The sequence below is a fragment of the Pseudoalteromonas sp. SG45-3 genome, from assembly GCF_014164075.1.
Taxonomy (GTDB): domain Bacteria; phylum Pseudomonadota; class Gammaproteobacteria; order Enterobacterales; family Alteromonadaceae; genus Pseudoalteromonas; species Pseudoalteromonas distincta.
On the sequence record NZ_JACJEN010000016.1, the window covers coordinates 92716 to 112148 of the forward strand.

A 19433-nucleotide genomic window follows, 5' to 3' on the forward strand; every position below is an offset into this window, starting at 1 on the left:
AGCTTTTTACGCTAATATTTTATGTTCTCTTATAAAGTTACCTTACTGGTATTTAGTTTATAAGGAAGAGTATGAAACCATTAATTATAGGGGCGATAGCATTAAGCCTCAGTGCTTGTTCTGCGGTAACCATTCAGCCACGGGCAACAGCAAAAATAACGAGCCAAGCTAATTACGAAGATAGCCGCCCATTTTATTTATGGGGATTAGTGGGTGAGCAGCGGGTAGACGTAAAACAAATATGTTCAAATACACCGGTTATTCAAATGCAGTCACAGCAAACGTTTAGTGATGGAGCGCTGAGTTTAATTACGCTTGGAATATACTCGCCTCATACCATTAAAGTGTGGTGCCAAGAGCAAGTACTAGGGGAGGCATTATGAGCATCAAGCTATTTGCAGCCGGTTGCACACTGATTATTTTAACGGGGTGTACAAATATTTACTTTGATAACGGTATGCAGAGCAAAGTAAGCAATAAGACGCTAAAAAGTTCACAGTGGCATCATAATTTTGCACTTGCGTTGTACGAGGGATCAGAGCCGTTAGATTTAACAAAACATTGCCCACAAGGGGAGTGGCAAAGCGTTCATACGTATAAATCGTTTACTAATGGTTTAGCTGAGGTGGTTGTGAATCAAATTGGCCCAGCTTGGTACCCTAAAACAGTAGAAGTACAATGTAATAAGGTACCATTTAAAGCTGAGTAATTATTATCACTATCACTCGTAACGTAGTGCATCTATAGGGTTTAGTCTTGCTGCTTTAATTGCGGGGGCTAAACCAAATATAATTCCAATCATTGATGTAAATCCGAACGATAGTATTACAGCCCATGCTGGTATATATGCATCAGGCATACTCGGGACTAAGAATGAAATTAGCCCTGCGGCGCCATACCCTATAATGAGTCCTATTAAGCCACCAAAGAGTGAAAGCACAACGGCTTCAACTAAAAACTGCAGCATAATAAAGCCAGGCGTTGCGCCTAGTGCTTTTAATGTACCAATAACGCGTGTGCGTTCAGTTACCGACACGAGCATTATATTCATAACACCAATACCGCCAACGAGTAAGCTAATGCCAACAATACCTGCAGTAATAGCGGTAGCACTGCTGGTAAATTTATCTATTTGAGCACGAGATTTTTCAGCGGTTTCAAATTCAAAGTCGTTTTCATCTTTCTCTTTTAGTTTATGTAGTTGGCGTAATACACGGGTTATTTTTGCAAGCACTTGTTCTTCGTTAGTACCTTCATTTAACCTAAACATAATTTGCACATTAGTTTGTGTACTTCCGCCTTCTAAAGCACTCATAGTACTAATTGGAATATTAATGTAATCGTCTTGGTCAAAACCAAATAAGCTACCTTGTTTTTCAGCAACACCAATAATCCTAAACCATTCACCACCTAGTTTTATATATTCACCTACTGGGTTTTCAGGAAGGTTTAGCTTTTCTATGATTGAAGGGCCGATAAATGCGACTCTTCTACGTTTATCATCATCTTCGGCACGAATAAAGCGGCCAAGTTCAGGGTAAGTACGATACGCTTTTTGATAGTCTTGCTCAGTACCTATTACACGCGATGAATGGCTTTTATTTCCATACTCAGCCCCTCCCGAAAAACGCCAGGTAAACATTAGGGCAGTTAGCGTTTCAGCTTCTTTTATACGCGACTTTAAAGCTAAAAAATCGTCGTAGGTAAGCTTGGCATTTTTACCAACCATTTCGAGTTCAATACTGGTGTAAGGCTTTATTGTTGTTACATCTGGCGACATATCAGCAAGTTGATCGTTTATTTGCTTTGTAAAACCCTGCATTACTGCAACGACAGTAACTACGGCGGCAACACCAATAATAATGCCCAAACAGGTCAGTGCGCTGCGCATTGCATTAGCTTTAATCGCTGAAAAAGCCGCTTTAGTGCCTTCCATTATGGCAATAGCTGATTTAAACATGCTGCTTGATTCCTTCATCTTTAGTTACATCACTTACCACTTTACCGTCCACTAAACGAATCACGCGTTGGCAATGATCGGCAATTTCTTGCTCATGTGTTACTAAAATAATAGTGTGACCTTCGTTATGCAGCTCATCAAACAAATCCATAATTTCGCGGGTCGTTTTACTATCAAGATTACCTGTGGGTTCATCTCCTAATAATATATGTGGTTTTGTGACTAAAGCGCGGGCAATAGCAACACGTTGACGTTGCCCGCCCGATAGCTGGCTAGATAAATGATTAACTTTATCACCGAGACCTACCCGCTTTAGTGCTTCTAGAGCTTGTTGCTTGCGTTGTTTACTAGGAATAAAGCGATATACTAAAGGCTGCATTACATTTTCTAGTGCGGTTGCACGTGGTATTAAGTTAAAGCTTTGAAATATAAACCCGACACTTTCATTACGCTGATGAGCAAGCTCTGTCTCGGTCATACTTTTTACTAGTTTATCTTTTAAGTAGTATTCGCCACTGCTGGGTGTATCTAAACAGCCTAATAAGTTCATCAAGGTCGACTTGCCTGAACCAGAAGGTCCTATAATCGCCACGTATTCGTTTTGCATTATATGTACGTTTACATCATCAAGTGCCTTAAATACCTCTGAGCCCATTTTGTATTGTTTATTAATATGCTCTAGCTTGATTACCGCAGACATTAGGCTTCTTCCTTGTCTGCATCTGATTTAAGTTTTACCACATCACCTTCAGTCAGAAGACTTACTGGGCGCGCAGGGCCAATAACTATTTTGTCGCCCTCATTTAAGCCGTCAGTAATGGCTTGCTCTATATCAGATGATATTCCAACAGTTACGGCAATTTTGCTAACGGTGTTATCACTATTTAGTCGCCATACAAATGTTTTATCGTCTTCTTTTTGGATTGCTTCTATTGGAAGTTTTAAACCGTTTTCGGCAATGCTTGTTGCGATCTCTGCTCTACAACTCATTCCTGCATATAGCTGGCGCTCAGTAGTGTCGAGTAATACTTTTACTTTAAACGATAAACCTTGAGAGCCGGCTTGGTTTTTAGCTGAAGTACCAATATTGATTACTGTGCCACTAAATGGTTTATTAGGGTATGCAGCCGCATAAATATTCGCTTTTTGGTTAAGCTTAATACTCGCAATGTCGGTTTCATCCACACGTAGCTCGGCTAAAATAGCACTTGGGTCGGCTACTAGCATTAAATCAGAGCCAATAATATTAGTAGTACCGGCTATAACGGTTTCACCTTCTTTAATATTTACAGATGCAAGCAAGCCGCTCATTGGAGCTCTAAATACACTTTTACTTAAGCGATCTTGCGCAATTTGTAGTGACGCTTGTGCTTGGTTGTACGACTCTATTCGTGATTCAATATCGATTTTAGCTAGATCGCGTGCGCTTTCAATGTTCTCGTAGCTCTCTTGATTACCTAAACCGACATCATATAAGTCTTTTTGTCTTTTAAGTTGGCGCTCTAGGTTAGCAAGGCGTGTTTTATTGTGTTTAATTTCAATTTCTGTGGCGCGAAGGATTGCTTTACTACGGGAAACTTCTGATTCAAAAGCAGTTGTATCAAGGCGCATTAACATATCGCCTTGTTTAACTCCTTGGCCTTCTTGAACAAATATTTTATCTACTCGGCCTGTCACTTCAGAGCGTAATTGCACTTGTGTATTAAAAACTAAATTACCTGAAGCCATTATTGAGTCAGCAATGTCGCCAAGCTCTACTTGAGCAATATTTACTTCGGCTTGTTTTTCATCGCCAGAAATTTGCTTTGACACAATTAGGGCTATAAATGCGCCTACAGCGAGTGTGATGATTATTGCTTTTTTCATTTTATCTATCCGTGAATTAAGTAATGTGGAGCTAGTATCTACCTCCACTTAAGAGTTAACTTGCTGCAATGATTGCCCAAATACCAAAAATAATAATTGAAGGAAGAGCAGAGAATAGGAGTGCTTTGTTAGTTGAAAAATTAGTCCAGCATTTTAAGCCGATCATTCCCAGCGCAATGCTCCAAAAGCTAAATAAGTTTATTGATTCTAATAAGCTATAAAAAGGATGGCCAATTTCAAGTCCTATTATTAATTGGTTAATAGATGCGTAGCTATATACGGCTTGTTGAGATATTTGATCTGTACTTGCACTTAGTACAAGAGCAATTGTTCCTAGGCTTGAAATAACAACTGGCATCATTGTCCAGGTAGCGAATCCATACCAAGCTCCGTAGCTATGTTCTGATTCAGGATCTTGTTTAGCCACAAGCATATAATAAAGTGCCATTAATGCATTCATGATAGCCAGCGCAATTACGCCGCCAAACAAACCAAACCATATTTGGCCTTCTGCATTTTGCTCTATACTTTGGCGAATCATTTTTTGCTCGCCAATCGTCGCATCAATAGTTGATGCTGCTACTTGCTCATTAATCAAAAACTGCATATCAACAGTGGAATAAAAAATATAAATACTCGCCATTGAAACTAAAGACATGACTATAAAAGCAAGCCATGACCAACCTTTGGCGTGTTCAACACCATTGAAAGCTTTACTAGGACTTATATAAATATCGAGTAGGGCGCTAAACGCGTTAGGTGATTTCATTATTATTCCTTTATACCTATTTTATGGCTAGGCAGTTATAAATGCCCAGTGACTAGGTAATAGAATAAAGGAAAATGTATGTATTGTTTTCATTCAATTGTAACGTTTTGTTAACAGGTGTGAGGGGTCTTGTTCAAAAACGAGAAAAGGGCCAAAAGGCCCTTCGTGTCGCAGCAAGTAACACATTCTTTCTTATAAATTAAAGTCTACAGAATAAGCAACGTAAGCTTTAATATCTGAGTCATCCATATCTGTATCAGATAAACCAAAAGTGAAACCATCTTTCGAAATTGATACACCGTAATCTAAGATATTATCATCGCCAATAAAGTCACCAGAGTAGTGGCCTAAGTGAAGTGCCATTTCAGTGCCGTTACTGCCAATAGCAAAACCGTAGTCAGCTGTCAGGTAAAGTGAATCACCAAAGTCTGTACCATCACCACTTGCAGCTGATGTTGCAAGTACTGAAGCACCAAATGTAAAGCCTTCAACACTGATGCTACCGTAAATTTCAGAAAAATCTGCGTCAGCTTCAGAAGCTGCATCTGGGTAAGCGTAATAAATATAGCCAACATCATAGCTAACGCTTTCGTTAATGTCGCCACCAAAGCCTGCATATAAATCAAGCTCATAGGTCATTTCATCTGCCCACGATGCATTTGAAGCCCAAGTACCTGCATAAAAGCCCGATTCATTAGCGTAATCAATACCGCCTGAAATAGCTGCATCGCCCCCAGTTTGCTCTTGACCACGCCATAAGTAGTTTGATGTTGCCGCTGCGTTTGCTGTTACTTCAGCATGTACGGCTGTTGACGTTAAAGATGTTGCGCCCATTAATGCTATAGCACTTATAGCGATGGTTTTTTTTAGTTTTAGCATGTCCATTTCCCGTTATATGATTTTTGCTCGCCAAGGTTTTTATTATGTATTCGGAACCTTTAGGCTGACGGCTTTTTATTGTTTAACTAACGAGATAATTGCACTGTATGTGCCAGCTTCATTATTTTTTATTAAAAATTATTTTTATACATTAAAAACATGAGCTTGTATTTTATAGATTGAGAAGAGATATGGTATGTAGGAAGATGTTGCGCACACTGCTGGTGCATAAATTAACCTAGCCGCACCATAAAAGTACGGCTAAATTAGAAGTTTTTAGCCAAATATAGTGCGCATAAGGCTAATTGTTTCGTTTACACTACGACCTTTTTGAACTTCACTCACAATTGAATCGCGCTTACTGCGAATGTGCTCAGGAATATCGTCAGCAGCAAGTGCGCGGTCTACTAAAATTTCTGCAGACTCTTTACCTCTACGCTGAGTTTTACCTGTCGTAGTTGTAGTTCGTTTAGGCTTACTTAACAGTTTGATGTAGTTAGAGTTATCTGGTGTTTTAGCATCAGCATAGTGAAAGAAACATGGGATTAGTGCTTTAATAGCAACTAATTGTTCTTCTAACTCATTACTAGGTTTAGCCATTTTGTACCATGACATAGCTTGAATACCTTTTACAATATCTTGCCAGTAACGCTCAAAATCACTATTTTTTAGTTTAGAAACACCAAGGGCACCGCATAATGCATCTAATCGATTGTTTGTGATCGGAGTAAATATATCAGGGCGACGCATTGCAAGTAGTCGTGTTGCAGGCGCAAGTGTTGGTTTTTCATTATTGTCGGTGAATATTTTTGAATAAGCAGCAACAAATTGTTGATATTCGTATTGAGTAATGTCACCTTCTAGTGGAATATTTACTAGTGCATCGTCAAAGGCACCTGGTAAATCGCTAAGCATTTGATGAAAGCTCTTCGCACTTTTTGTTGATGCAAACCATTCAACGTCAAAGTTATATGTGCTTGGATCAAGTGATGCCATGTGCTTACCGCTAAACGCAAGTAAGTCTTCAGGAATCATATCTTTAAGAGATTGTTCACGAATGCTCTTAATGTAGTCTACTAAGCGAAGCTGTTCATCAAGAGCAATAACGTCTTTGTGTTGTTCTACAAATACACTTACTACAGGCCACGGAGCAATACGTAAAGTTTTAACCTGTAAAAAGCTGATAGCTGAAATAAGCTGATCGTGTAGCTTCTTAAGTACTGGTAATTGCTGCGGCTCTAGTAAATCGTAGTTCATACGATCTCTGCTTGCACTTAGCAATTCGTAACACCAAGGTAAAAAATCATCAGGGTGGTTTTCTACTTTCACGGCCATAAGGTTAAGGCTTAATTCTGAAGATTGCTTCAGAATGTTCTGATAGATTTGATTTTCTTGTTCGCCTAGCGTCATTTTTGACGGTGAAATTAGCAGTTTTTTCATGCCTTGTAGAATCTCCGGTTTAGATATATATTTTTTTGCTGGTCTATTTTAGCGCAATTACGCTAATAACAACAGCGCTGTCCTCCATACGTTGTAATTGAAGTAGCTAAATCGGTGTTTTTGCTAATAGAATGAGACTAACGCTTTAACATGTATTAATCATTTTTATCTAGTACAAAGAGACTTTCAACTGAGGTATTAAAATGCTTTGCTATTTTTAGAGCAATTATTACCGAAGGGGTAAATCGTGCCGTTTCTACTGTACTAATAGTCTTACGTGAAACCGCAATTAGATCAGCCAAGTCTTGTTGAGAAAGGCCTGCTTCTTTGCGGTATTTTGCAATTTTATTTTGCACTTTTGCTCCTAATCTTTGCTTTGCCAAAGAATTGATACGCCGTATATTAAACTCATTACAGCAAGGTAAAATGTAGCCATCATGCTGTGAGATACTTCTAAAGCAAGAGTATCGGAGAGTAAGTACACGCCACCCATACTAAAAAGTAAGCCAAGCACGACATGTTTATAGGCAATAGTGTCGATGGTATTTAAATACTCATCTTTATATGTAAGGTGGTATTTCATTCTCCATGTAAACCCGCCTCTGATCACAAACATAAAGAATGAACCTAAAAAAGCAGCAGTTCCTAAAAACAATAGTGGGGCTGATGTTTGATTAAGCATTGGGTAAACACTAATGATTAATAAAGTGACCCCCATGAATAATGAAAACCATGCATTTTGGCCCATAAATTTTTCTTCACTTTTAATATCGTAATTAGACATAGCTCATTTCCTTTTAAAATTTTTACAATATGTAACCTGTAGGTATCAATGTAACCTTAAGGTTTCATTGGGTCAATATTTATTTGTAACCTAAAGGTATCAAAATGTTTCAGGGGCGATTCAGGATGGGAATGTAATATCTAATAAAAAGCTTTTTTATCAGAACGACAATGATTTTAAGGCTAACACTCGCTATGATAAGAACATTATTTGCACGTTTGAAAGGACGATCATGAAAACCTTACTTAAAATTGTAGGTGTAATACTTTTACTATGTATAGCACTAATTGTTGCCGCACCGTTTTTAATCCCTACTGATACTATTTTTAACAAAGTTTCAGAACAGGTAGAACAAACAACTGGGCGCACTCTTACTATTAAAGGTGATAAAACACTTAGCGTATTCCCTGCATTAAAGTTAGAACTTAACGACGTGCATTTTGCAAATATGGAATCAGGTTCGCGCGCCGATATGGCGAGTATGAAACAGCTTGCTGTACACATACCTTGGTTTTCATTATTTGGTGGTGAGTTTAAATTAGATAAGTTTGTTATAAACGAACCAAATATCCTATTAGAAACCGACAAAAATGGTAAAGCCAATTGGCAGTTGTTTGATGCAGTTGCAGAGCAACCAAAAGAGCAGAGCCAATCAGGTGAAGCGATAAAGCTTCCAGATAACTTTGATATTGAGTTAGGTGAGGTTGCTATTTATGGCGGCACATTTACTTATCTAGATGGTCAAACAGGTGCCAAACAACAAATTAGCGATTTAGAACTCGCTATTTTACTTCCTTCACTTCGTAAAACATTAGAAGTAAAAGGGGGTATTACTTATATGAAAGAGCGTTTTGATCTTGATATAAAATTAGATACTCCTGCTAAAGCAATTGAAGGTGCTACTTTTAATGTTAAACAAACCTTAGATTCTCGTTTAGTTGATTTAACGTTCGAAGGGAGCATAGCTAAGCAAGGCCAAGATATTAAAGGTCAGTTAGCACTAAGCGGTGAGTCTGTTAAAAGTATTGCGAAATGGCAAGGTGTAGAGCTAGACGCTAAAGACAATGCATTTAACGGATTTAGTGTAAACGGTAAAATGCACCTACTAGGTGAGAAATTTAATCTAGAAGATTTAGTTGCGACGTTAGACGCATTAGAAATAAAAGGTAAGAGCGAGCTTAACCTAGGTAAGCGTTTAGCAGTAAATGCTGATATTGATTTAGGTATGCTTGACTTAAACCCGTATCTACCTGAAGCAGTGGCCAAACAAGAAGAGCCAGAAGAGCAAGAAGATAAACCTGCAGAGCCAATAGTATGGGATGACACTAAAATTGATTTAAGTGCATTAAATTCACTAGATGCAAATGTAGTGATTCGTTCAAGTGGATTAAAAGCCAATGATATTAAATTAGGCGCAAATCAATTTACTGTTGCTTTAAAAAATAGCGTTGCAAAACTAAGCCTAGATAGCTTTTCTGCTTATGAAGGGTCAGGTAAAGGCGTTATCAATGTAAACGCACAGCAAGTACCTTATAAAATATCAACTAACTTTGACTTAGCTGGAATAGATGCACAGCCTTTATTAACGGATGCGGCAGGTTTTGACAAGCTAATGGGTAAGGGGTCTTTAAATTGGAACCTAAGCACAACTGGCCAAAGTCAAAAGTCGTTTATTGGTGCGCTTAATGGAAAGCTTGGATTTGAGTTTGCTGATGGAGCTGTAAAAGGTGCAAATATAGCTGAGATGGTTCGTAAAGGTAAGGAACTCATTTCAGGTAACTTTGGTGCTGCATCTGAAGGGCTTGATACCGGATTTGAAGAATCTGAGCAAACAGATTTTTCAGCATTAACTGGAAGTTTTAACTTTACTAATGGCGTTGGCAAAAATACCGACCTATCACTTATCAGCCCACTTATTAGAATATCAGGTGAAGGCGACGTTGATTTACCGCAAACAACGGTCAACTATCGTTTGGTTACAGGTATAGTTGGATCTATCGAAGGTCAGGGAACTACCGATGACAGCACTGGCTTTAAAATACCACTACGTATAAAAGGGCCTTTCCATGATGTAGGTATAAAGCTAGATGTTGGTGATGCGCTCAAAGATGAAGCTAAGCAGAAGGTCGATGAGGCAAAAGAAAAAGCCAAAGACAAAGCAAAAGATAAAATTAAAGATAAATTAAAAGGTTTATTTGGTTAATTTATTACACTTTAAACAAACAAGGCACATTACAGGTGCCTTGTTTGTTTTGTAACCACCTGTAAAATAGCTACATAGCCGTAATTACTCAGCTTTAATTTCCCATCACTCCAAATTAATTAAAAAATAACCTATCGCTACCCCCTCAATGCTGGTACAATTGCCCGCCCTTAAGAGACAACTCGTTTGTTTTTGAGTGGGATTTAATCGAAATGTCTTGATTTTAAACAAATTTAAGACACGTTGTAATTACTACACCGGAGGTCATTAACATGATCCAAATGCAAACTCAGCTGGAAGTTGCTGATAACAGCGGCGCTCGCAAAGTGCAGTGTATAAAAGTCCTTGGTGGTTCTCACCGTCGCTACGCAGCGATTGGCGACATCATTAAAGTTTCTGTAAAAGAAGCTATTCCTCGCGGTAAAGTGAAGAAAGGTGATGTTAAAAACGCGGTAGTTGTGCGTACCAGAAAAGGTGTTCGCCGTCCAGATGGTTCTCTGATCCGTTTTGACAGCAACGCTGCTGTTATCTTAAATGATAACTTACAGCCAATTGGTACACGTATTTTCGGCCCTGTGACTCGCGAACTTCGTAATGATAAGTTCATGAAAATCGTTTCACTAGCCCCAGAAGTACTGTAAGGAGCCAATCATGGCAGCAAAAATACGTCGTGATGACGAAGTAATCGTACTAGCAGGTAAAGACAAAGGTAAGCGCGGAAAAGTGCTTTCAGTTGTTACTGAATCTGGTCGAATCTTTGTCGAAGGCATAAACTTGATCAAGAAACACCAAAAGCCGGTTCCACAATTGAACCAAGCTGGCGGCATTGTTGAGAAAGAAGCATCTATGGATGCATCAAACGTTGCGATCTTCAACTCGGAAACGAGTAAAGCTGATCGTGTAGGTTTCAAGATTGAAGATGGTAAGAAATTACGTATCTTTAAATCTACTGGTAAAACTATCTAATAGTTGGAGTAGAATGATGGCGAAACTGCATGAAGTATATAAAGACAAAGTAGTTGCTGAACTTCAAGAGAAGTTTGGTTTCAGCTCTGTCATGCAAGTCCCTCAGATCGAAAAGATCACATTGAATATGGGCGTGGGCGAAGCCCTAGCTGACAAGAAGATTTTAGATAACGCAGTAGCGGATCTAGCAGCAATCTCTGGTCAGAAACCTTTAATCACTAAAGCACGCAAATCTGTTGCTGGCTTTAAAGTGCGTGAAGGCTACCCGATTGGTTGTAAAGTAACCCTACGCGGCGAGCGTATGTGGGACTTTTTTGAGCGTTTGGTATCAATCGCTATCCCACGTATTCGTGACTTCCGTGGCGTAAGTGCAAAGTCTTTTGATGGACGTGGCAACTACAGCATGGGCGTACGTGAACAAATCATCTTCCCAGAAATCGATTACGATAAAGTAGACCGTGTACGTGGTATGGATATTACTATCACTACTTCTGCGAAATCTGATGAGGAAGGCCGTGCGTTGTTAGAAGCGTTTAACTTCCCATTTAAGAAATAAGGGTAGGGTTATGGCAAAGAATTCTATGAAAGCGCGCGAAGCAAAGCGCACAAAACTAGTTGCTCAGTACGCTGAAAAGCGCGCTGCACTAAAAGCTATCATCAGTGATGTTAACACATCTGAAGATGATCGTTGGGACGCGGTACTTAAGCTACAAGCTTTACCACGTGATTCTAGCCCTGCACGTCAACGTAATCGTTGTAACATTACGGGCCGCCCACATGGTTTCCTTCGCAAATTCGGCATGAGCCGTATTAAAGTTCGCGAAGCAGCTATGCGCGGTGAAATTCCTGGCCTTAAAAAGGCTAGCTGGTAATAGAATCATGGGAGTAAGACTATGAGCTTGCAAGATCCTATCGCGGATTTGTTCACACGAATTCGTAACGGTCAATCAGCGAAGAAAGTATCTGTAACGATGCCAACTTCAAAGCTGAAAGTAGCATTAGCTAAAGTACTAAAAGACGAAGGTTATATCGTAGATTTCGCTGTTAACGGCGAAACTAAACCTGAGCTTTCTATCGAGTTGAAGTACTTCGAAGGCAAAGCTGTAATTGAAAATATCCAGCGTGTAAGTCGCCCTGGTTTACGTATCTATAAGAAACGTGACCAATTACCTAAGGTAATGGGTGGTCTTGGTATCGCTATCGTATCAACTTCTAAAGGCCTAATGACAGACCGCGCAGCACGTAGTGCTGGTGTTGGTGGTGAAATCATTGGTTTTGTAGCTTAATCGGAGGGGAACTATGTCTCGCATAGCAAAGGCACCAATTACTGTTCCTGCCGGTGTAGAAGTTACATTAAAAGGCCAGGAAATCACAGTTAAAGGCAAAAACGGTGAACTTACTCGTACAATCAACAACGCTGTTGAAGTACAAGTAAATGACAACGTTATTACTACTTTACCTCGTGATGGCGTAGCAAATGCATGGGCACAAGCAGGTACTGCTCGCGCTCTAATCAACAACATGGTTGTTGGTACGCATGAAGGTTACGAGAAGAAACTTCAGTTAGTAGGCGTGGGTTACCGTGCTGCAGCGAAGGGTAAAACATTAGATTTAACTCTTGGCTTCTCACACCCAGTTAATTTCGCAGTTCCTGAAGGAATTACGATTGAAACTCCAAGCCAAACAGAAGTTCTAGTTAAGGGCGTAGACAAGCAGTTAGTTGGTCAAACAGCTGCTAACATTCGTGCATACCGTAAACCTGAGCCTTATAAAGGTAAGGGTGTTCGTTATTCAGATGAGAATGTACGCCGTAAAGAGGCTAAGAAGAAGTAAGGTAAGACGATGGATAAAAAAACAGCTCGTCTACGTCGTGCTAAACGCACTCGTAGAAATTATATTGAACAAGGCACAACGCGTCTTGTTATCCACCGCACGCCACGTCACATATACGCTCAAGTTGTAAATGCTGAGGGTAATGTACTGGCTGCTGCTTCTACTGTTGAAAAGGCTATTAGCGAAACAGTTAAAGGCACCGGTAACGTTGAAGCTGCGCAAGCAGTTGGCAAAGCGGTTGCTGAACGTGCGGCTGACAAAGGCATCGAAAAGATTGCTTTTGATCGCAGTGGCTTTAAATATCACGGCCGTGTGAAGGCGCTAGCTGATGCTGCGCGTGAAGCCGGTTTGCAATTCTAGGAGTAGACTATGGCTAACGTAGAAGCAAAGCAACAACAGCCTGATCTAGCTGAAAAGCTAATCGCGGTGAACCGTGTGTCTAAAGTAGTTAAAGGTGGTCGTATCTTTAGCTTTACTGCACTAACTGTAGTTGGTGACGGCGCAGGTAAAGTAGGTTTTGGTTATGGTAAAGCACGTGAAGTTCCAGCTGCTATTCAAAAAGCAATGGAAAAAGCACGTCGCAACATGATCAATGTAGACCTAAATGGCAATACATTACAGCATCCTGTTAAGGGACGTCATGCTGGCTCACTAGTGTTCATGAAACCAGCCTCTGAAGGTACTGGTATCATCGCAGGTGGTGCTATGCGTGCAGTACTAGAAGTGACTGGTGTTCAGAACGTACTTTCTAAATGTTACGGTTCTACTAACCCAATCAACGTAGTACGTGCAACGATTTCGGCTCTTGAGAATATGAATTCTCCACAGTCAATCGCTGCAAAACGTGGCCTTCGCGTAGACGAAATACTGGGGTAACCATGGCAAATCAAACTGTAAAAGTAACACAAGTAAAAAGCTCTATCGGTCGTTTACCGAAACATAAAGCTACATTACGCGGTCTTGGTTTACGTCGTATCAACCACACTGTTGAGTTAGAAGACACAGCATGTGTACGTGGTATGATAAACAAGGTTTCTTACATGGTTAAGGTAGAGGGTTAATTCGATGCATTTGAATACACTTTCACCTGCTGCAGGTTCAAAAACTGCTCCAAAACGTGTTGGTCGTGGTATCGGTTCTGGTCTAGGTAAGACTGGTGGTCGTGGTCACAAAGGTCAAAAATCACGTTCTGGCGGCAAAGTACGCGTTGGTTTTGAAGGCGGTCAAATGCCTATGCAACGTCGTCTACCTAAATTTGGTTTTACTTCTCGCAAATCTTTAGTATCTGCAGAAATAAACCTTTTTGAAATCGCTAAAGTTGAAGGCGATGTGGTAGACCTAAGCGCGTTACAAGCAGCTGGTCTAGTTAAAAAGAACGTTCTTTTCGTTAAAGTTGTTAAATCTGGCGAAGTTTCACGCGCTGTTACCGTTAAAGGCCTTAAAGCCTCTAAAGGTGCTCGCGAAGCTATTGAAGCTGCCGGAGGCAAGGTAGAAGACTAAGGAAGTACTAATGGCTAAACCAGGTCAAGATACAAAAAGTGCACAAGGTGGACTTTCGGAATTGAAGCGCCGATTACTCTTCGTATTGGGTGCTATCATAATTTACCGTCTAGGTTCATTTGTGCCGATCCCTGGGATTGACGCCGCTGTACTTGCCGATTTCTTCGAGCAACAAAAGGGCACCATTGTTGAAATGTTCAACATGTTCAGTGGTGGTGCACTTGAGCGAGCTTCAGTGTTAGCACTGGGTATTATGCCGTATATCTCGGCTTCGATTATTACGCAACTATTAACGCATATGTATCCTCCGTTTATAGAGCTTAAGAAAGAAGGTGAGCAAGGGCGTAAAAAAATTAGCCAGTACACACGCTATGGCACGCTTGTGCTAGCTACTATTCAATCAATCGGTATTGCTACTAGCTTACCGGGCATGATGGAGGGGTTAGTTGTTAACCCTGGTATGGGTTTCTATTTCACCGCAGTGGTGAGTTTAGTTACTGGTACTATGTTCCTTATGTGGTTGGGTGAACAAATAACAGAGCGTGGTATCGGTAACGGTATCTCTGTTCTAATATTTGTTGGTATTGTAGCTAACTTGCCGTCTGCTATTGGTTCGACAGTCGAAATGGCGCGCCAAGGTGATTTGAATGTTTTTGTACTGTTGATGGTTGCGGTAATCGTATTCGCTGTTACTTATCTTGTAGTGTTTTTCGAACGTGGACAACGTCGTATTGTTGTTAACTACGCTAAACGCCAACAAGGTCGTCAAGTATTTGCTGCCCAAAGCACGCATTTACCACTAAAAGTAAATATGGCGGGTGTTATTCCACCAATCTTCGCTAGCAGTATAATTCTGTTCCCTGGTACAATTGCTAGCTGGTTCGGCCAAGGTGAAGGTCCAGTCGCTGATGTATTACAAGCTGTTGCTACTACGTTGACTCCAGGTCAACCGTTGTACTCGCTTGTTTTAGCTGCGGCCATTATCTTCTTCTGCTTTTTCTACACAGCGTTGGTTTTTAACCCACGTGAAACAGCAGATAACCTTAAGAAATCTGGCGCATTTATCCCAGGTATTCGTCCAGGTGAGCAGACATCTAAATACATTGATAAAGTGATGACACGCCTGACATTGGCAGGTGCTTTGTATATAACCTTTATCTGTCTGGTGCCTGAATTCATGACGATGGCGTGGCAAACGCCATTCTACTTCGGCGGTACATCAGTTTTGATTATCGTTGTAGTAATCATGGACTTTATGGCACAAGTACAGACTCACCTGATGTCTCATCAGTATGATTCTGTGCTGAAAAAAGCGAACCTTAAAGGCTACGGTCGATAAGGTCAGTTTACGGAGTTGAGCAATGAAAGTACGTGCTTCCGTTAAGAAAATATGCCGTAACTGTAAAGTTATTAAACGTGCTGGTGTAGTACGCGTAATTTGCAGTGAGCCTAAGCATAAGCAAAGGCAAGGCTAAGTAAACAGTCGTGCAGGCTGAGTTTTCTCGGCCTGTGTTTTTAGTAGTGATTTGGTCTTCGTTTGAGTATCCTTACGGGCTTTTCAAACTTTTGATTACCAAATTCGAATATAGGAGATGTGTTAGTGGCCCGTATTGCTGGCATTAACGTCCCTGATCATAAACATGCAGTTATTGGTTTAACAGCTATTTATGGCATAGGTAAGACTCGCTCTAAGGCTATCTTAGAAGCGACTGGTATCGCCGAAACCACAAAAATCGGTGAACTTTCAGACGAAATTCTTGACGTACTGCGTGATGCAGTTGGCAAGTACACTGTTGAAGGTGATCTTCGTCGTGAAGTTACTTTAAATATCAAGCGCCTAATGGACCTTGGTTGTTATCGTGGCCTACGTCACCGTCGCTCTTTACCATTACGTGGTCAAAGAACTAAGACTAACGCGCGCACCCGTAAGGGTCCTCGTAAGCCTATTAAGCGATAAGGGGATAGTATTATGGCTAAGACACCAATTCGTCGTAAAAAGGTTAAAAAACAAGTTGCTGATGGTATGGCTCATGTTCATGCGTCTTTCAACAACACTATTGTAACGATTACCGACCGTCAAGGTAATGCACTATCATGGGCTACTGCCGGTGGTTCAGGTTTCCGTGGTTCACGTAAATCTACACCATTTGCTGCTCAGGTTGCTGCAGAGCGTGCAGGTACTGCTGCTCAAGAATACGGTTTAAAAAATCTAGAAGTTTTCATTAAAGGTCCAGGTCCAGGTCGTGAGTCTGCTGTACGTGCTTTGAATGCTGCTGGTTACCGTATTACCAACATTACTGACGTGACGCCAATACCACATAATGGTTGTCGTCCACCGAAGAAACGTCGCGTTTAACAATAGGTTAGGAGAAATAACATGGCAAGATATTTGGGCCCTAAGCTCAAGCTGAGTCGTCGTGAAGGTACTGACCTGTTCCTTAAGAGCGGCGTAAGAGCTATCGACTCTAAGTGTAAACTTGAGACTGCACCTGGTCAGCACGGCGCTCGTAAAGGTCGCTTATCTGATTACGGTTTACAATTACGTGAAAAGCAAAAAGTACGTCGTATCTACGGTGTATTAGAAAAGCAATTCCGTAACTACTACAAAGAAGCTGCTCGCCTTAAAGGCAACACAGGTGAAAACTTGTTACAGCTTTTAGAGCAACGTTTAGACAATGTTGTATATCGCATGGGTTTTGCTAGCACACGTGCAGAAGCACGTCAGTTAGTAAGCCATAAAGCGATTTTAGTTAATGGTCGTGTTGTGAACATTCCTTCATACGTAATTACTCCAGAAGATACTGTTGTAATCCGTGAGAAGTCTAAGACGCAAGCACGTATCATCGCTGCTCTAGAGTTGGCTGAGCAACGTGAAAAGCCGACTTGGGTTGAAGTTGACGGTAAGAAATTGGAAGGCAGCTTTAAGCGTCTACCTGAGCGTTCAGACCTGTCTGCGGACATTAATGAACAACTAATCGTCGAACTTTACTCTAAGTAAAGTTAAGAGTTAAGAGAGGATAAAATGCAGGGTTCTGTTACAGAATTTCTAAAACCAAGGTTAGTCGACATCGACGCTATCAACCCAACGCGTTCTAAAATAGTTTTAGAACCATTAGAGCGTGGCTTTGGCCATACTCTGGGTAATGCTTTACGCCGTATATTACTTTCATCTATGCCTGGATGTGCAGTAACTGAAGTTGAAATCGACGGTGTATTACATGAGTACAGCGCGAAAGAAGGCGTTCAAGAAGACATCATTGAAATACTATTAAACCTTAAAGGTTTAGCAGTAACGTTAGAAGGCAAAGATGAAGTTTTTCTGACCCTGACTAAATCTGGTGTAGGCCCTGTTACTGCGGCTGATATTCAGCACGATGGCGATGTAACAATTGCTAATCCAGATCACGTTATTTGTAATTTAACTACAAATAACAGCGAGATCAGCATGCGTATTCGTGTTGAACGTGGTCGTGGTTATGTGCCGGCATCTAGTCGTTTATCCTCTGATGACGATGAGCGTCCAATTGGTAGATTGTTGCTTGATGCATCATTTAGCCCAGTTGAACGTATTGCGTACTCGGTTGAATCAGCTCGAGTTGAGCAACGTACAGATTTAGACAAGTTAATCATTGATATGGAAACAAACGGCACTTTAGATCCAGAAGAAGCGATCCGCCGTGCGTCTACTATCTTAGCTGAGCAATTAGATGCATTCGTAGATTTACGTGATGTAACTGAGCCAGAAGAGAAAGAAGAGAAGCCAGAATTCGATCCTATTCTACTTCGTCCAGTTGATGATCTTGAATTAACAGTACGCTCAGCAAATTGTTTGAAAGCCGAGCAAATTCAATATATCGGTGATTTAGTTCAGCGCACTGAAGTTGAGCTTCTTAAAACGCCTAATCTAGGTAAGAAGTCTCTAACTGAAATTAAAGACGTGCTAGCTTCACGTGGACTTTCTCTAGGTATGCGCCTAGAAAATTGGCCACCTGCAAGCTTAGCTGAATAATCTAAATCACTATATTAGTTTAGTTAGAAGGATAGGGTCATGCGCCATCGTAAGAGTGGTCGTCAATTAAACCGTAACAGTAGCCATCGTAAAGCGATGTTTAGCAATATGGCAGGTTCTTTGGTGAAACATGAAATCATCAAAACTACTTTGCCAAAAGCGAAAGAGTTACGTCGTGTAATTGAACCTTTAATCACACTGGCTAAGACTGACAGTGTAGCAAATCGCCGTTTAGCGTTTGCTCGCACGCGTGATAATGAAGTTGTTGGTAAATTATTCAGTGAAATCGGTCCACGTAACGCGGATCGTCCAGGTGGTTACACTCGTATTCTTAAGTGTGGCTTCCGTACTGGTGATAATGCACCAATGGCTTATATTGAACTAGTTGGTCGCCCAGCGACTAGCGAAGCAGTTCAAGAAGACGCACAGTCTGCAGAGTAAGTCTTAAAGAAACCTAAAAGCCGAGCTTATGCTCGGCTTTTTCTTGCCTAAAATTTGTCAAACTATATGAACCAGTAATTACCTTCTATTATGTGCATCGACTCATAGATTCTGAATCGATAGGTTGTTTTGACTGCTGTTTTAATAACTTAGCCTAGTTACCTTTACTTACCATTCATCCAAAATAGCCTATCCGGTTTTAGTTAAAGAGTATTTTCACTTTATATAGTGATTTACAGTTATTAATAATAGCACTTCGAATTTAACTACCATTAAGCAATCCCTAACGAAGTTTTTAGTGATTAGAGCTGCTCAGAAGATATATGGGGTCGCTCTCTTATCTATATACCGGTACTAAGAACCTCATAGTAAAGCTAACCATTGGGGCCTTAGTAAACTCACTTCTCAAATAAAAATATAGCCCAATGAATTTAAATCTCAGCTTTTGACTATTTCAAATGATTTTAGTAACACGACTCTTAACTTATTGGTTGGCTTTTTCAGCATTGATGATCCAAATATGTCTCTACTGATCACTAGTTACCATAACTTTGACTTTAAATAGCTCTTTAAACCCCTCAATACAGGAGGTTTAGTTGTGTTTTTGAGCGTTTAGCTCAAATACTCAGCGAACAACACATTATTTCAAGTTTTCTTCAAAAAAGGGTTGATCTGTTTTCGGATCTCCCTATAATGCGACCCCACTGAGACGGGAAACAGCAACGCATAGCGAGGCACGAACAACTCAGGGTGTTAAGTAAAACTTAGATTGAATCTTTTTAG

28 protein-coding genes are annotated in these 19433 nt (G+C 40.5%); 20 read left to right on the forward strand and 8 right to left on the reverse strand.

What is annotated here, in order from left to right:
* Window positions 1-71 precede the first annotated feature (71 nt).
* Together H5126_RS16330 and H5126_RS16335 are read left to right on the forward strand one after the other, a co-directional pair.
* Window positions 72-383 carry a Bor family protein gene (locus H5126_RS16330; protein ID WP_182693249.1) on the forward strand — a complete coding sequence of 104 codons (312 nt, stop codon included), beginning with the start codon at window positions 72-74 and terminating at the stop codon, window positions 381-383.
* The gene (locus H5126_RS16335; protein ID WP_182720096.1) at window positions 380-709 is read left to right on the forward strand and encodes a Bor/Iss family lipoprotein; all 330 of its coding nucleotides are present in this window, start codon (window positions 380-382) and stop codon (window positions 707-709) included. The genes H5126_RS16330 and H5126_RS16335 overlap by 4 nt, the downstream gene beginning before the upstream one ends.
* 12 nt (window positions 710-721) lie before the next feature.
* Here the strand turns inward: H5126_RS16335 and H5126_RS16340 are convergent, their stop codons facing one another.
* The 8 genes from H5126_RS16340 to H5126_RS16375 form a co-directional block, all read right to left on the reverse strand.
* Window positions 722-1960: an ABC transporter permease gene (locus H5126_RS16340; protein ID WP_182720095.1), complete on the reverse strand. Its 1239-nt coding sequence runs from the start codon at window positions 1958-1960 to the stop codon at window positions 722-724.
* Window positions 1953-2660 carry an ABC transporter ATP-binding protein gene (locus H5126_RS16345; RefSeq protein ID WP_024594267.1) on the reverse strand — a complete coding sequence of 236 codons (708 nt, stop codon included), beginning with the start codon at window positions 2658-2660 and terminating at the stop codon, window positions 1953-1955. Before H5126_RS16345 ends, H5126_RS16340 begins: the two co-directional genes overlap by 8 nt.
* The gene (locus H5126_RS16350) at window positions 2660-3826 is read right to left on the reverse strand and encodes an efflux RND transporter periplasmic adaptor subunit (RefSeq protein ID WP_182693252.1); all 1167 of its coding nucleotides are present in this window, start codon (window positions 3824-3826) and stop codon (window positions 2660-2662) included. Before H5126_RS16350 ends, H5126_RS16345 begins: the two co-directional genes overlap by 1 nt.
* A 55-nt stretch (window positions 3827-3881) precedes the next feature.
* Window positions 3882-4595, reverse strand: coding sequence for a YIP1 family protein (locus tag H5126_RS16355; protein WP_182720094.1), 714 nt, complete (start codon window positions 4593-4595; stop codon window positions 3882-3884).
* Between the two features lie 192 nt (window positions 4596-4787).
* Window positions 4788-5474 (reverse strand): TorF family putative porin, encoded by a 687-nt coding sequence (locus tag H5126_RS16360; protein WP_182693254.1) that lies wholly within the window; start codon window positions 5472-5474, stop codon window positions 4788-4790.
* 276 nt (window positions 5475-5750) lie between these two features.
* Entirely contained in the window at window positions 5751-6914 is a 1164-nt protein-coding gene (locus H5126_RS16365; protein WP_182716544.1) for a hypothetical protein, read from the reverse strand.
* A 155-nt stretch (window positions 6915-7069) separates the two neighbouring features.
* Entirely contained in the window at window positions 7070-7270 is a 201-nt protein-coding gene (locus tag H5126_RS16370; protein WP_002959505.1) for a helix-turn-helix transcriptional regulator, read from the reverse strand.
* Between the two features lie 8 nt (window positions 7271-7278).
* Window positions 7279-7698 (reverse strand): hypothetical protein, encoded by a 420-nt coding sequence (locus H5126_RS16375; RefSeq protein ID WP_002959502.1) that lies wholly within the window; start codon window positions 7696-7698, stop codon window positions 7279-7281.
* 232 nt (window positions 7699-7930) lie between these two features.
* Between H5126_RS16375 and H5126_RS16380 the strand changes: the two genes are divergently transcribed.
* The 18 genes from H5126_RS16380 (at window position 7931) to rplQ (ending at window position 18650) form a co-directional block, all read left to right on the forward strand.
* Entirely contained in the window at window positions 7931-9901 is a 1971-nt protein-coding gene (locus H5126_RS16380; RefSeq protein ID WP_182721409.1) for an AsmA family protein, read from the forward strand.
* A gap of 272 nt (window positions 9902-10173) precedes the next feature.
* Window positions 10174-10542 (forward strand): 50S ribosomal protein L14, encoded by a 369-nt coding sequence (rplN, locus tag H5126_RS16385; RefSeq protein ID WP_002959498.1) that lies wholly within the window; start codon window positions 10174-10176, stop codon window positions 10540-10542.
* A gap of 10 nt (window positions 10543-10552) precedes the next feature.
* A complete protein-coding gene (rplX, locus tag H5126_RS16390) occupies window positions 10553-10867 on the forward strand; it encodes a 50S ribosomal protein L24 (RefSeq protein WP_002959496.1) in 315 nt (104 codons plus the stop codon).
* A 16-nt stretch (window positions 10868-10883) separates the two neighbouring features.
* Window positions 10884-11423, forward strand: coding sequence for a 50S ribosomal protein L5 (rplE, locus tag H5126_RS16395; protein WP_010554915.1), 540 nt, complete (start codon window positions 10884-10886; stop codon window positions 11421-11423).
* A 10-nt stretch (window positions 11424-11433) separates the two neighbouring features.
* Window positions 11434-11739: a 30S ribosomal protein S14 gene (gene rpsN / locus H5126_RS16400; protein WP_006794245.1), complete on the forward strand. Its 306-nt coding sequence runs from the start codon at window positions 11434-11436 to the stop codon at window positions 11737-11739.
* A 21-nt stretch (window positions 11740-11760) separates the two neighbouring features.
* Entirely contained in the window at window positions 11761-12153 is a 393-nt protein-coding gene (rpsH, locus tag H5126_RS16405; RefSeq protein ID WP_002959491.1) for a 30S ribosomal protein S8, read from the forward strand.
* A gap of 13 nt (window positions 12154-12166) precedes the next feature.
* Window positions 12167-12700 (forward strand): 50S ribosomal protein L6, encoded by a 534-nt coding sequence (gene rplF, locus H5126_RS16410; RefSeq protein WP_002959488.1) that lies wholly within the window; start codon window positions 12167-12169, stop codon window positions 12698-12700.
* Window positions 12701-12709: 9 nt separating this feature from the next.
* Window positions 12710-13060 carry a 50S ribosomal protein L18 gene (gene rplR / locus H5126_RS16415; RefSeq protein WP_002959486.1) on the forward strand — a complete coding sequence of 117 codons (351 nt, stop codon included), beginning with the start codon at window positions 12710-12712 and terminating at the stop codon, window positions 13058-13060.
* Between the two features lie 9 nt (window positions 13061-13069).
* The gene (rpsE, locus tag H5126_RS16420; protein WP_002959485.1) at window positions 13070-13576 is read left to right on the forward strand and encodes a 30S ribosomal protein S5; all 507 of its coding nucleotides are present in this window, start codon (window positions 13070-13072) and stop codon (window positions 13574-13576) included.
* A gap of 2 nt (window positions 13577-13578) precedes the next feature.
* Window positions 13579-13761, forward strand: coding sequence for a 50S ribosomal protein L30 (gene rpmD, locus H5126_RS16425; RefSeq protein ID WP_002959482.1), 183 nt, complete (start codon window positions 13579-13581; stop codon window positions 13759-13761).
* A 4-nt stretch (window positions 13762-13765) separates the two neighbouring features.
* Window positions 13766-14200, forward strand: a complete 435-nt coding sequence (rplO, locus tag H5126_RS16430) for a 50S ribosomal protein L15 (RefSeq protein ID WP_002959480.1) — start codon at window positions 13766-13768, stop codon at window positions 14198-14200.
* A gap of 10 nt (window positions 14201-14210) precedes the next feature.
* Window positions 14211-15539, forward strand: coding sequence for a preprotein translocase subunit SecY (secY, locus tag H5126_RS16435; RefSeq protein WP_002959478.1), 1329 nt, complete (start codon window positions 14211-14213; stop codon window positions 15537-15539).
* A gap of 22 nt (window positions 15540-15561) precedes the next feature.
* A complete protein-coding gene (rpmJ, locus tag H5126_RS16440; protein ID WP_002959476.1) occupies window positions 15562-15675 on the forward strand; it encodes a 50S ribosomal protein L36 in 114 nt (37 codons plus the stop codon).
* A 125-nt stretch (window positions 15676-15800) separates the two neighbouring features.
* Entirely contained in the window at window positions 15801-16157 is a 357-nt protein-coding gene (gene rpsM / locus H5126_RS16445) for a 30S ribosomal protein S13 (protein ID WP_002959473.1), read from the forward strand.
* 12 nt (window positions 16158-16169) lie between these two features.
* Window positions 16170-16556 carry a 30S ribosomal protein S11 gene (gene rpsK / locus H5126_RS16450; RefSeq protein ID WP_002959471.1) on the forward strand — a complete coding sequence of 129 codons (387 nt, stop codon included), beginning with the start codon at window positions 16170-16172 and terminating at the stop codon, window positions 16554-16556.
* 21 nt (window positions 16557-16577) lie between these two features.
* Window positions 16578-17198, forward strand: coding sequence for a 30S ribosomal protein S4 (gene rpsD / locus H5126_RS16455; protein ID WP_002959461.1), 621 nt, complete (start codon window positions 16578-16580; stop codon window positions 17196-17198).
* Between the two features lie 24 nt (window positions 17199-17222).
* Window positions 17223-18209 (forward strand): DNA-directed RNA polymerase subunit alpha, encoded by a 987-nt coding sequence (locus H5126_RS16460; protein WP_002959452.1) that lies wholly within the window; start codon window positions 17223-17225, stop codon window positions 18207-18209.
* Between the two features lie 39 nt (window positions 18210-18248).
* Window positions 18249-18650 (forward strand): 50S ribosomal protein L17, encoded by a 402-nt coding sequence (gene rplQ, locus H5126_RS16465; RefSeq protein WP_002959450.1) that lies wholly within the window; start codon window positions 18249-18251, stop codon window positions 18648-18650.
* The last annotated feature ends 783 nt before the right edge of the window (window positions 18651-19433 follow it).